General features: G+C 40.0%; 16 protein-coding genes. All 16 read left to right on the plus strand.

Features of this window, described 5'->3' with window-relative positions; all coding sequences use genetic code 11:
- The first annotated feature begins 4 nt into the window (after positions 1–4).
- The 16 genes from DXB39_RS01450 (at position 5) to DXB39_RS01525 (ending at position 13,860) form a co-directional block, all read left to right on the plus strand.
- Positions 5–880 carry a MinD/ParA family protein gene (locus tag DXB39_RS01450; RefSeq protein WP_117699044.1) on the plus strand — a complete coding sequence of 292 codons (876 nt, stop codon included), beginning with the start codon at positions 5–7 and terminating at the stop codon, positions 878–880.
- An 8-nt stretch (positions 881–888) separates the two neighbouring features.
- Positions 889–1,629, plus strand: a complete 741-nt coding sequence (locus DXB39_RS01455; protein ID WP_117841162.1) for a flagellar brake protein — start codon at positions 889–891, stop codon at positions 1,627–1,629.
- A gap of 15 nt (positions 1,630–1,644) precedes the next feature.
- On the plus strand, positions 1,645–2,712 hold the full coding sequence (locus DXB39_RS01460; protein WP_117699041.1) for a protein-glutamate methylesterase/protein-glutamine glutaminase: 1,068 nt from the start codon (positions 1,645–1,647) through the stop codon (positions 2,710–2,712).
- 2 nt (positions 2,713–2,714) lie between these two features.
- Complete coding sequence (locus DXB39_RS01465) at positions 2,715–4,802, plus strand: chemotaxis protein CheA (protein ID WP_117841161.1); 2,088 nt, start codon at positions 2,715–2,717, stop codon at positions 4,800–4,802.
- A gap of 15 nt (positions 4,803–4,817) precedes the next feature.
- Positions 4,818–5,282, plus strand: coding sequence for a chemotaxis protein CheW (locus tag DXB39_RS01470; RefSeq protein ID WP_022243288.1), 465 nt, complete (start codon positions 4,818–4,820; stop codon positions 5,280–5,282).
- A 70-nt stretch (positions 5,283–5,352) separates the two neighbouring features.
- Positions 5,353–5,973 carry a chemotaxis protein CheC gene (locus DXB39_RS01475; protein ID WP_022243287.1) on the plus strand — a complete coding sequence of 207 codons (621 nt, stop codon included), beginning with the start codon at positions 5,353–5,355 and terminating at the stop codon, positions 5,971–5,973.
- Between the two features lie 14 nt (positions 5,974–5,987).
- Positions 5,988–6,473: a chemotaxis protein CheD gene (locus DXB39_RS01480; protein ID WP_022243286.1), complete on the plus strand. Its 486-nt coding sequence runs from the start codon at positions 5,988–5,990 to the stop codon at positions 6,471–6,473.
- 15 nt (positions 6,474–6,488) lie between these two features.
- Entirely contained in the window at positions 6,489–6,788 is a 300-nt protein-coding gene (locus DXB39_RS01485; protein ID WP_117841160.1) for a hypothetical protein, read from the plus strand.
- Positions 6,789–6,812: 24 nt separating this feature from the next.
- Positions 6,813–7,583 (plus strand): sigma-70 family RNA polymerase sigma factor, encoded by a 771-nt coding sequence (locus DXB39_RS01490; protein ID WP_117841159.1) that lies wholly within the window; start codon positions 6,813–6,815, stop codon positions 7,581–7,583.
- 13 nt (positions 7,584–7,596) lie between these two features.
- The gene (locus DXB39_RS01495) at positions 7,597–9,192 is read left to right on the plus strand and encodes a FapA family protein (protein WP_158565930.1); all 1,596 of its coding nucleotides are present in this window, start codon (positions 7,597–7,599) and stop codon (positions 9,190–9,192) included.
- 36 nt (positions 9,193–9,228) lie between these two features.
- A complete protein-coding gene (locus DXB39_RS01500; RefSeq protein ID WP_117698701.1) occupies positions 9,229–9,537 on the plus strand; it encodes a hypothetical protein in 309 nt (102 codons plus the stop codon).
- Between the two features lie 19 nt (positions 9,538–9,556).
- On the plus strand, positions 9,557–10,222 hold the full coding sequence (locus DXB39_RS01505) for a DUF6115 domain-containing protein (RefSeq protein WP_117841157.1): 666 nt from the start codon (positions 9,557–9,559) through the stop codon (positions 10,220–10,222).
- Positions 10,212–10,766, plus strand: a complete 555-nt coding sequence (locus DXB39_RS01510; RefSeq protein ID WP_022243280.1) for a hypothetical protein — start codon at positions 10,212–10,214, stop codon at positions 10,764–10,766. The genes DXB39_RS01505 and DXB39_RS01510 overlap by 11 nt, the downstream gene beginning before the upstream one ends.
- A 142-nt stretch (positions 10,767–10,908) precedes the next feature.
- Positions 10,909–11,646: a 30S ribosomal protein S2 gene (gene rpsB / locus DXB39_RS01515; RefSeq protein WP_022243279.1), complete on the plus strand. Its 738-nt coding sequence runs from the start codon at positions 10,909–10,911 to the stop codon at positions 11,644–11,646.
- A 105-nt stretch (positions 11,647–11,751) separates the two neighbouring features.
- Positions 11,752–12,690: a translation elongation factor Ts gene (tsf, locus tag DXB39_RS01520; RefSeq protein ID WP_022243278.1), complete on the plus strand. Its 939-nt coding sequence runs from the start codon at positions 11,752–11,754 to the stop codon at positions 12,688–12,690.
- Positions 12,691–12,876: 186 nt separating this feature from the next.
- Positions 12,877–13,860, plus strand: a complete 984-nt coding sequence (locus DXB39_RS01525; RefSeq protein WP_117841156.1) for a polysaccharide deacetylase family protein — start codon at positions 12,877–12,879, stop codon at positions 13,858–13,860.
- Positions 13,861–13,874: the final 14 nt, after the last annotated feature.

Here is a 13,874-nt window from a genome sequence, read left to right on the forward strand (position 1 = left end):
TAATATGGATCAGGCAGAAAAGCTGCGCAATGTAATTAAATTAAAGAACCAGAAGCTTCCCCAGAAAGCAAGAGTAATTACGGTTACCAGTGGAAAAGGTGGCGTGGGAAAATCCAGCGTTACAGTTAATCTGGCAATCCAGCTTCAGAAAATGAATAAGAAAGTTATTATTTTTGATGCTGATTTGGGACTGGCAAATGTAGAAGTTATGCTTGGAGCAATACCAAAACATAATTTGAGTGATGTTATATACCGGGGAATGGATATGCGGCAGATTATAACAGAGGGACCGGCAGGAGTAAGCTTTATCTCAGGCGGCTCCGGCATTGTGGGAATGAATAATCTGTCCAAGGATCAGATTACTTTTTTAGTACGTAATCTGGCACAGTTAGATGAAATGGCTGATATTGTACTGGTGGATACCGGAGCAGGAATTGCAGACAGCGTATTGGAATTTGTTATGGCTTGTCCGGAGGTCCTTCTGGTATCAACACCGGAACCAAGCTCACTGACCGATTCCTATTCTCTGTTAAAGGCACTGCACCGGAATCCGAATTTTGCCAAAAGCGGAACGCAGATTCATGTGGTTGCCAACCGTGTAAATTCTGTGGAAGATGGACAGGCAGTATATGATAAATTAAATACCGTTGTGTCACAGTTTTTAAATGGTAATCTTGAATATCTCGGCATGATACCGCAGGATTCCATGTTTGAAAAAGCAATACGCCAGCAGCAGACAGTATCTTTATATGCACCGGAGACCAAGTCGGCAAAAGCATTTGAGATACTTGCAAATAATCTTATAGAAGGTGCGCATGATATTCCGTTGATGAAGCGGGGCTTTGCCCAGTTGTTTGCTGAATTTTTTAATAACAGATAGGTGATAGAATGATTTCAAATGTTTTACGGGAAGGAATGAAAATTGATATTCATATAGTGAACCAGACGGAAAGGCCAGAATCTGCAGAAAAGGCTGCACCAGTTTACAAGAGTCAGATTTTTGAACTGTTTGAAAATGGTGAAATGGAGATAATGATGCCGATTCAGAGTGGAAAACTGATATTACTTCCACTGGGACTTCGCTATGAATTTGTATTCTATACACCGAATGGATTGTATAAAAGCATTGGTCAGATCTGGGAACGTTATAAGACGGAGAACCGCTACCTGCTCCGGATTGTATTAAATACACCACTGAGCAAATATCAGAGACGGGAATATTACCGTATGGAATGTGTCCTTGATATGGGGTATTTCCATCTGACAGACGAAGAAGCGGAAATGGAACAGACGGAAGACATCATCGCAAGTCTCAGGGATGATGATTTTTATAAAAAGCAGAAAAAGGGCACTATTGTTGATATCAGTGGAGGTGGTGTACGCTTTGTAACGAATGAGCAGTTAGAAGAGGGAAAAGCTGTTCTGATTATTGTGATGCTACAGACGCAGACCGGTGAAAAACAATATTATCTTCCAGGATATATCCTGCGAAGTACGAAGCTGTTAAATCGTGATAATATGTATGAAAACCGACTGAAATTTATTATTCGTGATGATAAAATAAGGGAAGAAATTATCAGGTATATTTTTGCAGAAGAAAGAAAAGCAAGACAGAGAGGAAAAGGATAGGGTTAAATTAATAGAATGAAAAAGAATATTCTGGTTGTTGATGACTCAGCACTCATGAGAAGAGTTATCTGTGATATAATTAATTCAGATAGTGGTTTTCAGGCAACGGATACATGCAGAGATGGCTTGGAAGCATATGAAAAATTGTGTCAGAAAGCATATGACGCAGTTGTTTTAGATGTAAATATGCCAAGAATGAACGGACTGGAACTACTTGAAAGATTACAAAAAGAAAATATAAAAGCAACAGTAGTAATGGTCAGTACATTAACGACAGATGGAGCTGAAGTTACACTCAAGGCAATGGAACGTGGTGCAATTGACTTTATCGAGAAACCAAATAATCTAATAGAGACAAAGGGACAGCGTTTCCGGGAAAAACTGATAAAAGTTCTTGCAACAATAACTGCAGCAGGAAGCACACAGACGTATCAGAAAAAAGTAATTACGAATGTGGTAAAACCGGCAGCTGTCCGGAAGATTAGAACGAAGGATGCAGCCCGGAGCAAGATTGTTGCAATTGCATGTTCCACAGGCGGTCCAAAATCCTTACAGAGTGTGATTCCATTGCTGAAATCCAATATGGATGCACCGGTTCTTGTGGTTCAGCATATGCCGGCTGGTTTTACAAAATCCATGGCAGCCCGGCTGAATGAACTCAGCCCGCTGGATGTGAAAGAGGCAAACGAAGGTGATGTCTTGGAAAAAGGACATGTTTATGTGGCACCGGGAGGAAAACATTTACTGGTACAGCGGTTAGCAGATGGAACGCACTGTATTGTTTTAAGTGATGCACCGGCAATTGGTGGATTAAGACCATGTGCCAATCTGATGTATGAGTCTTTGATGGACAGCGGCTATGATGAAATTACCTGTGTAGTTCTTACCGGAATGGGTGCTGATGGAACAAAGGGAATTTCAGAACTCCAGAAAGAAAAAAATGTATACGTAATTGCTCAGGATGAAGAAACATCTGTGGTATATGGAATGCCAAAGGCAATTGCAGAGACAGGACTTGTTGATGAAATAGTACCATTAGAAAGTGTTGCGGACACAATTCTAAAGAATGTGGGGGTAAATTAAAGATGGATGTAAGCCAGTATCTAGAAATTTTTATTGATGAGACAAGTGAGCATATCCAGAGCCTGAATGATTGCATTATGACTTTGGAAAAGGAGCCGGAAAACAAAGATACCATTAATGAAATTTTCCGTGCAGCACACTCTTTAAAGGGAATGGCAGGAACCATGGGCTTTAAGAGAATGCAGCATCTGACTCATGATATGGAAAATGTATTCCAGGAAGTTCGTAGTGACAAAGTAAAAGTCACCAGTGAAATGATTGATATTCTTTTCCAGTGTCTGGATGCAATTGAAAGTTACCTCGATACGATCAAGAGTACATCAGATGAAGGTACAGAAGACAACGAAGCACTGATTACAGCTTTGAACAAATTCTTAGAGAATGCAGAGAACGGCGGAGCAGCCGCACCTGCAAAGGAAGAGAAAAAAGAAGAAAAGAAAGCAGAAGAACCGGCAAACGGTGATGGTAAAAAGAAATACTTAGGCGTAGAATTTTCTTCCAAAGATAAAGATGCGTTAAAAGCAGCTGAAGAAAGTGGAAACAAAATTTACGGAATTACAGTAGAAGTACAGAAAGACTGCCTTTTGAAAGCGGCAAGAGCATTCCTTGTATTTAAAGCAGTAGAAGAGTTTGGACAGATTGTTGTTTACAGTCCAAGCTCCCAGGATATTGAGGATGAACGTTTTGAACTGGACTTCAGTTTGTTCTTATCATCCAATGCTGCATTAGATGATATTTTAAAAGCAGTTAAAAATGTATCTGAAATTGCGGATGCTGTTGGTGAAGAAGTGAAGACGGCAACTCTATTCCATGAGGAAAATATACAGGAAAATCTTCCGGCAAATACATCAGCAGCAAAGCCGGCAGAGCAGGCAGTACATAAAGAGAATAAACCGGCACAGACTAAGTCAAAACCGGCAGGCAAACCGGTTACAAACCGTACCGTGCGTGTGGATATCGAAAAACTGGATGCACTGATGAACCAGGTGAGTGAGCTGATTATTGCAAAAAACAGTCTGGTATCCATTGGCTCCCAGGAAGGAGGCAATTTCCAGAATCAGTCATTCCATGAGCAGATTGAGTATCTGGAAAGAATTACAACCAGTCTTCATGAATCGGTTATGAAAGTGCGGATGGTTCCAATTGAGAGCGTTGTAAACAAATTCCCACGTATGATTCGTGACCTTTCCAGAAGATTGAATAAGAAGATGGAATTGTGCATGACCGGTGAAGATACAGAGCTTGATCGTACTGTAGTTGACCAGATTGGCGACCCGTTGCAGCATCTGCTTCGTAACTCTGCTGACCATGGCCTTGAGAGTGCAGAAGTTCGTAAGGAACGCGGTAAGCCAGAAACAGGAACCATTAATCTGAATGCATTCCAGGAAGGAAATAATGTAATCATTGAAGTAAGTGATGATGGTAACGGAATTGATACAGAGAAGGTTAAAGCAAAAGCAGTAGAGCGTGGTCTGGTAACACCGGAACAGGCAGAAAAGCTGAGCCAGAAAGAAATTATCGATTTCTTATTTATGCCGAGTTTCTCTATGGCAAAACAGATTACCGATATTTCCGGACGTGGTGTAGGTCTTGACGTTGTTAAATCCAATATTGAAGCATTAGGCGGAGATGTTGAGGTAAAGAGCAAACTTGGCGTTGGAACCAAATTCGTAGTAAGACTGCCACTTACACTGGCAATCATTCAGGCGTTGATGGTAGAAATCCGCGATGAAAAATATGCAATTGCGTTAGGCGCAATTCAGACTATCGAGGATATTCCGGTTGAAGATATTAAATATGTAGAATCCAAGGAAGTAATTAATTTACGTGGTTCTGTTATTCCAATCATCCGGCTGGATCAGATACTTGATATTCCACCGAAGGATGAAGAAGTAGAAAGCCTTACTGTTGTTATCGTAAGAAAAGGCGACCGTTATGCAGGACTTGTTGTAGACAATCTTCTTGGACAGCAGGAAATCGTAATTAAATCACTTGGTAAGTATATTAATAATAATAAGACAATCAGCGGTGCAACAATTCTGGGTGATGGCGAAGTCGCATTAATCCTGGATGCAAATACATTGATTTAACAGGGGGTGTGCAGAGTGGCAGAGCAACTTGAAACAGTAGAAAATATCAGAAAACAGTATATTGTTGTAAAAATCGGAAATGAGCAGTACGGAATCGATATCAGTTATGTAGACAATATTGTCCGTATGCAGAAGATTACAAGAGTACCTAGAGTACAGAATTTCTTTAAAGGAATTATCAATCTTCGTGGAGAAATCGTACCGGTTATGAGTCTCAGAATACGTATGGAACTGGAAGAAGATGTATTTACCAATGCCAGCCGTATTATAATTTTAAAAATTGAACAGCAGAGTGCACTGGGAATAATCGTGGATGAAGTAAAAGAAGTTGTTACATTAGGAACCAATGAAATTGATAAAGTGAGTGGCGATATGAAGAATGCCAAGGTATCCTTTATCGATGGAATCGGTAAAAACGGAGATGAATTAATTTCCCTTCTGGATATTCATTCTATTATAGAAGAAAAAGAAAATGCGTAATTGTTATAGATATAGTGAGGCAAATGCCTCACTATATTCTATATCTTGAAATGACAGCAGGAGGATAAAATTGGCGGATTATACTTTGAACCAGGTAAATGACATGTATGTGGATGTCTTAAAAGAAATTGGAAATATTGGTGCCGGAAATGCAACAACTGCAATGGCAAATATGTTGAATATCCGGATTAATATGGATGTACCAAGAGTTGAATTACTGACCTTTCAGGAACTGGGTTCTGCAATTTGCCCGGAAGATGAGTCAATCGTAGGAATCTATCTGGAAGTGACAGATGATATTACCGGCAGCATGATGTTTCTTATGAAACTTGATTCTGCACATTATCTGGTAAATAAACTAATGGGACGTCCGGCAGATTATGCGGAAGATTTTGATGAGATGGATATGTCTGCATTAAAAGAAATAGGAAATATCATTGCCGGTTCTTATCTGAACGCGCTTTCTGCCATGACGCAGCTTACTATTGCACCATCGGTTCCTTATATTGCAATTGATATGGCGGGAGCTATTTTAAGTGTTCCGGCAATACAGTTTGGTAAAATTGGAGACAATGCACTTATGATTACGACAGAATTCGGAGATGAAGTGATGATAGAAGGATATTTTATTCTGTTACCTGACCTTGAGTCTTATGAGAAGATTCTGAAATCTCTGGGAATTACCTTATAAGGAGAAGGGTATCAATGGGTGAAGTAATAAAAGTTGGTATGGCAGACTTAAATATTTGCAAGGCTCCGGATACAATTACCACATTAGGACTGGGTTCCTGTATAGGAATAGCATTGCTAGACCCGGTTACAAAGATTGGCGGACTTGCACATATTATGCTGCCAGACAGTACAAAGATGAAAAATAATTCGAATATAGCAAAATTCGCAGATACAGGAATTGTAGAGCTGGTTCGCCGGATGACAGAAGCAGGGGCGGCAAAGAGCAGGCTTGTAGCAAAGATTGCAGGCGGAGCCAGAATGTTCGAGGTAAGTGGTAACTCTGAAGTGGGAAATATTGGAGCAAGAAATGCAGAAGCTTCCAGACAGAAACTGAAGGAGCTTGGTATTCCGCTTCTGGCAGAGGATACCGGGCTGAATTATGGACGTACCGTAGAATTACATTGCGATACCGGAGAATTCTATATTAAATCTGTTGGAAAAGAATTGAAAATTATTTAGATTGAGGATGTAAAGATGAAGACAAAACCGATTCCTGCAATTGTAATGTTGACCGCAGGATTTATTACCTGTATTGTGGCAATTTTTCAGAAAATGGAATTGCTTGCCTTTACAAAGACATTATTGCTGGTACTGATTATATTCTATCTGCTTGGGGGCATTGCAGCGTATATTTTGGAAAAGAATTTTAAAGCTGCAAAGGATGAAGAAAGCAGTACAGAAGAAAAAGCAGATGGTGATGCAGAAGAGTCTGCTGATGAGAAAAAAGAAGATACATTAGAAAAAGAGGAAGAGAAAAGAGCGAAAGAAGAGTAATTATAAGAAACCGGAGGCTATGGCATGAAAACAGTCGACAGGGAAAAACTGTGGGAAAGCTATCAGAAAAATCCAGTATCTGAAATACGGGAACAGATTATCATAGAATATGCTCCGTTAGTTAAATTAGTAGCGGGCAGATTGAGTATGTATCTTGGATATAATGTAGAATATGAAGATTTGGTCAGCTATGGAATCTTTGGACTGATTGATGCAATTGATAAATTTGACCGAAGCAAGGATGTTAAATTTGAGACATATGCAAGCCTTCGAATCCGTGGGGCAATATTAGACCAGATTCGTAAAATGGACTGGATACCGAGGGCTGTTCGCCAAAAACAGAAAAAGATTGACGAAGCAATAAAAAATATAGAAATGAAGACAGGAAAGACGGCATTGGATGAAGAGATTGCAAGCGAACTCGGGGTATCAGAGGATGAATACCTGAACTGGCAGTCCCAGTTAAAAGTTACCAATGTTGTTTCTTTAAATGAGTTTGTGGAGCAGGGAACAGAGCCTGCGATGGATGCGACAAAAAATTCCCATTTTGCACAACCGGAAGATGTGGTGGCAGAAAGCGAACTGAAAGAAGTTTTGGCACAAAGCCTTGAGACCTTGACGGAAAAGGAACGCAGGGTAATTGAACTTTATTATTATGAAGAACTTACCTTGAAGGAAATCAGCAGTATTCTTGAAGTATCTGAATCAAGAATATCCCAGCTTCATACCAGGGCTCTGGCAAAGATGAAAAAGAAAATGGGAAGTTATATGGATATATTGGTTGATGAAAGTTAAAAGGAGGGAAGCTATGGGACAGGCAAATGCTTATTTTCAATTTGTGATAAAGGAACATGCGACTTATATTAAGCTTTTCCCGGCAGCTCTGGAAGGAAATGTTATTGAAATTGGTGAACTGACAGAGTATCTGGAAAGGCATGGCTGCCCGGATTATAATTTAAAGGAACTGGTTGCAGCAATTAACAGCAATGAGATGACAGAGATTATGGTCGGAGATATTTATCCGATTCAGATAAATGAAGAGATGTCCGTAACAGTATCAGCAGATGCCATGGAGGCGGTGTGCAGATTTTATCCGGCTGCAGGCGGCACGAATATGAATGCACAGGAAATCTTAAGGGATTTAACTGCAAAAGGTGTCAAAGCAGGGGTTGATCAGGATGAAATTTTGAAATTTTTCCAGGATAGGGCATACTGTACCGATTTTGTGCTGGCAAAAGGAAAGAAACCGGTAGATGGTCAGGATGCCAGAATTGAATATTATTTTAATACAGATGTTAATTTAAAGCCGAAGAAAAATGAAGATGGTTCGGTAGATTACCGTGAACTGAATGTAATCAGCCATATCAAAGAAGGAGACCTTCTGGCAAAATTATTTCCGGAAGATCATGGAATCAAAGGATATGATGTACAGGGAAAAGAAATTAAACCAAAACAGGTACGCTCCCTTCAGTTAGAATATGGAAATAATATCCGGGTATCGGAAGACAAAACAGAACTGTACTCTGAAGTAACCGGACATGCAAGTCTGGTAAATGGTAAAGTATTTGTATCAGATGTCTATGAAGTGCCGGCTGATGTGGATAATTCCACCGGTAATATTGATTATCCGGGAAACGTTACCGTAAGAGGTAATGTAAAAGGTGGTTTTTCAATTATTGCAAAAGGTGATGTAGTAGTAGAAGGCGTGGTAGAAGATGCGCTGATACAGGCGGGTGGTCAGATCATTGTAAAACGCGGAATTCATGGAATGACCAAAGGAATACTTCAGGCACAGGGAAATGTTATCTGCAAGTTTATTGAAAATGCAACCATCATTTCCGGAGGTTATGTTGAAACAGATTCTATTTTACATAGTAAGGTATCTGCAGCAACGGAGGTTCGCGTAAGTGGTAAGAACGGATTCATAACAGGTGGTGTTATCCGGGCAGGCAGTCTGGTAGAAGCCCAGACCATTGGTTCCAGCCTTGGAGCAGGAACACGTATTGAAGTTGGTGTGGATCCGGAAAAGAAAGAACGTTATGTGAAAGTGCAGGAAGAACTGCTTCAGCTGAATAAGACCATTGAGCAGATTCGGACGATTCTTACTACCTATGGAGAGAAGCTTAAGAATAAAGAAAAACTGGATCAGGGAAAAATCCAGTATATTGAACAGCTTATGCGTGCTTTTAAGGAGAAGGAAGCTCAGCGTACACCATTAGAGCATGAATACGAAAGGCTGCAGAGTATATTAAATGGCAGTAGCAATGCAAGGGTGAAAGTATCAAAGATACTGTATGCGGGAGTAATTGTAAATATTACCGATGTAAGCCTTGTTGTAAAGGATGACAGAAGCTTCTGTCAGCTTTATAAGGATGAGGGTGAAGTAAAAATCTCAAATATGTAATGACATATGGTTGAGACAGGCTGGAGGTGTGTGGATATGTCAATTCGTCCGGTAGATATGAATGGAGTTATTCAGAGAACACAGGATGTTGGAACACTGAAACAACAGCAGGATATGAAACCTATGGTGGATCAGCAAAATATACAGATGGAAGTGCAAAGAGAAGAATACCGCCAATCAGAGCAGGTGACCAGGAAAGATGATTCCCAGATGGAAGAACATCGTTTTGATGCAAAGGAAGAGGGAAAGGGTCAGTACCAGCGGCAGGAACAACGGAAAAAGAAACAGAAAGAAGACCGTGTGGTTATCAAAGGTGCAATTGGCGGCTTTGATGTTAAAATATAAAAAGGAGTGTATCTGACAGATGACAGGCGTGGAAATCATCCTGATTCTGGCTGGTCTGGTTATGATGATAGGAAGCTTTATGGTAACAGAAAAGCTATCCGGTGCAGAATTAGACCGTATTGCGGAACTGAGTCAGAATGAGATAAAAAAAATACTGGAAAACAAGTTGAAAGATGCAGAAGCTGCGATAGAAGACCAGATTGACCATGCAATTGAAGATTCCACAGATAAGGTGGAGCGGGCACTGGATAAAGAGACCAATGAAAAAATGCTGGCAATCGGTGAATATTCGGATACCGTTATGGAGAAGATGAATCAGACCCATAATGAGATTATGTTTTTATACAGCATGCTAAATGACAAGCACACAGAACTGACAAAGCTTGCAGGACAAATTGGCGAGATGTCAGCCGAAATCGGTGAGAGCTTAGAAGAGGCGAAAGAGTCTGTAGTTAAAGAAACAGAAGAAGTAAAAGCCACAGAGGAACCGGTGGAGACAGAAGCAGAAGCGGCAACCGGAGAGATGGAAGAACAGCCGGAGCAGACGAATCATAACGAAAAAATCCTTGCCCTATACAGTCAGGGAAAATCGTATGTAGAGATAGCAAAGGAACTGGGTCTTGGACAGGGTGAAGTGAGATTGGTTGTAGGATTGTATAAAGGAGTAGATACAAGTGAAGTTTAAGTATTATCTGAGAGGCTTGGGAATTGGTATTCTGATAAGCACGATTATCTTATCCATATCATTTGCAATGAAGAAAAATGACCTTTCAGATGATGAAATCATTGCAAGGGCAAAAGAACTTGGAATGGTAATGGAAGATACCGGAAAGGACACCATACCAAAAGCTACAGAAACAGAAGATGAGATTCCAAAGAGCACGGAAGACGGTTTTAATACAGAACAGACAGATATGCAGCCGGGAACAACTGATTCAGGGGAGATATCGCAGGATGTGGGAACAGATGGAGCGGATGCCGTACCACCGTCACAGGATGGAACCAATATGGTACAGAAGGAATTTACCGTAGAAGTAGGAGATTCTTCTAATGCGGTTTCGCAGCGTCTGCAGGAAGAAGGTCTTGTGGACAATGCAGAAGCATTTAATAAATATATGGTAGATAATAATTATGCCAATTTTGTCCTGCCCGGAACCGTAACGATTCCGGAAGGGGCTGGCTATGAAGAAATTGCCGGAATACTTACGGATAAAACGATTCATCATTAAAAAAAGGTTGCATAGCATGGCTGAGTATGATATAATCCATGCGTTGCGATAAATTTACACATATACCGATTGTCAGATTGGTGCCGCAAGGTTGTCTGATAATAAGAAGTATATGGAAGAATAACCAAATGGAGGAAAAACAATGAGCGTTATTTCAATGAAACAGTTATTAGAAGCAGGTGTTCATTTTGGACATCAGACCAGAAGATGGAATCCTAAAATGGCTCCATACATCTACACAGAGAGAAATGGTATCTACATCATCGACCTGCAGAAATCTGTAGGCAAAGTTGATGAGGCTTACAAAGCTATGGCAGATATCGCTGCTGATGGTGGTACTATTCTTTTCGTAGGAACAAAGAAACAGGCTCAGGATGCTATCAAAACAGAAGCAGAGCGTTGTAACATGTTCTATGTAAACGAGAGATGGTTAGGTGGTATGCTTACTAACTTCAAGACAATCCAGAGCCGTATTGCAAGATTAAAAGCAATCGAAACTATGGAAGAGGATGGAACATTTGATGTTCTTCCTAAGAAAGAAGTTATCAAATTAAAGAAAGAATTAGATAAATTACAGAAGAACTTAGGCGGAATTAAAGAAATGAAGAAGATTCCAGATGCTATCTTTATCGTAGATCCTAAGAAAGAAAGAATCTGCGTTCAGGAAGCTCATTCCTTAGGAATTCCACTTATTGGTATTGCAGATACAAACTGTGATCCGGAAGAGTTAGATTATGTAATTCCTGGTAACGATGATGCAATCAGAGCCGTTAAATTAATCGTTTCTAAAATGGCAGATGCTGTTATCGAAGCAAATCAGGGAACTGTTGATGTTGACACTGAAGCTGCAGAGGATGCAGAAGAAGCTGTAGAGGCATAAGAACAGTATTTTAAACGATAAGAAACACACAACGTGTGTATAAAACAGGACAGACAGTAATTGCCTGTCCTTACCTTTAGAAAAAATAAATGGAGGAAAATGAAGATGGCTATTACAGCAGCAATGGTAAAAGAACTGCGTGAATTAACCGGCGCAGGAATGATGGATTGTAAAAAAGCATTAGGTGAAACAGACGGCAACATGGATGAGGCTGTTGAATATTTAAGAAAAAACGGACAGGCAAAAGCTGAGAAGAAAGCTGGAAGAATTGCAGCAGAAGGTCTTTGTACTGTTGTAGTAAAAGATGATAAGACAGCAGCAGTTGTTGAAGTTAACTCTGAAACAGACTTCGTTGCTAAAAATGATACATTCCGTGAGTTTGTAGAGGCTGTTGCAACACAGGCAGTAAACTCTGACGCAGCAGACATGGATGCATTCATGGAAGAAAAATGGAATGCAGATGAAAGCAAGACAGTAAAAGATGCATTAGTAGAGAAAGTTGCAGTTATCGGAGAGAACTTAAAGATTCGTAGATTCGAAAAGGTTGTAGCTGAGAATGGTTGTGTAGTATCTTATATCCATGGCGGCGGAAGAATCGGTGTTATCGTTGATGCTGACACAACTGTTGTAAATGATGCAGTAAAAGAAGCATTAACCAACATTGCAATGCAGATAGCAGCTTTAAATCCAAAATATGTTTCCAGAGATGAAGTAAGTGCAGATTACATCGCACATGAGAAAGAAATTCTCTTAGCTCAGATTATGAATGATCCGAAAGAGTCCCAGAAACCGGAAAAGGTTATCCATGGAATGATCGAAGGACGTATCAGCAAAGAGTTAAAAGAAATCTGCTTAGTAGATCAGGTATATGTAAAAGCAGAAGATGGAAAACAGACAGTTGGAAAATACTTAGAGCAGGTTTCCAAAGAAGTTGGTGCTCCTGTATCTGTTAAGAAGTTTGTACGTTTCGAAACAGGTGAAGGTTTGGAGAAGAAAAATGAAGACTTTGCTGCAGAAGTTGCTGCTCAGATAGCAGGAAACTAAGCAAAAGCTTAGCACAAATTGTAAAAGTATATAAAATTCCCCTGTAGAGTGATTTCTGCAGGGGAATTTTCTGACAAAAGAAAGAAAAATCTCAAGAAGTAATTCAATTAAAATTATTTTTTATAGTGATATTTTGTTAAAGTGTGTTACAATAGAAAAGAGATTTTATGACCGGGAGGTCACTACATGGAAGAGAAGACCACGAAGGGGTTAAAGGAACAGCGGGAAAGGCGAAAACGCATTAATCGCATGAAGACGGGGATTATAACATCTATCTTCGCCTGGATGCTGATATCGATTATTTTGTGCGTGGTATTGTTGTGCCGGGTAATTTCTTTACAGAACCAGATAGACAGGCTGGTATCAAGCGGTATTGTTTCCGGAAAGGTACAGCAGGACGAGAACCAGTCGAAAGGAGAAATGTCTACTGGAACGGAATTACAGACAGACACAGAATATCAGGATCAGAATGCAGACAGTTCGATTGTCCAGCCATTGGTGGCAGAGGATGAAAGCAACAAGGCACAGCCGGGAGATCAGCTTAAAGTATATCTTACCTTTGATGATGGACCAAGTTCCAATACGGCAGCTATTCTTGATACATTGGCGCAGTATAATGTGAAAGCAACATTTTTTGTTGTAGGAAAAGAAGATGAAGAGTCTCAGGAGATGTATAAAAGAATTGTAAATGAGGGGCACACACTGGGAATGCATTCTTATTCCCATAAATACAGTGTGATTTACGATTCGCTTGAAAATTTTGAGGATGATTTTACCAAAATACAAAATTATCTTTATGATATAACGGGAGAGGATTGCCATTATTATCGTTTCCCGGGTGGAAGCAGCAATCAGGTCAGTAATACAGATATGAAAGAGTTTATAAAATATCTGAATGATCAGGATGTTACTTATTTTGACTGGAATGTAACCAGTGGTGATGCTACATCACAGGCATATACAGCGGACGAGCTGGTAGATAATGTGTTAGAGGATGTGGTAAAATATAAAACATCGGTTGTGTTACTTCATGATGCAAATACGAAGGAGACAACGGTGGAAGCCTTAGGTCCGATGATTGAGGCACTACAGGCACAGGGAGTAGAGTTACTTCCGATTACTGAGGATACAACTGTAATACAGCATATTAGTGCAGACAGTGTTCAATAGAAAAAATGGAGGTT

The sequence above is a fragment of the Roseburia sp. OM03-7AC genome, assembly GCF_003462625.1.
Lineage (GTDB): Bacteria > Bacillota > Clostridia > Lachnospirales > Lachnospiraceae > Roseburia_C > Roseburia_C amylophila.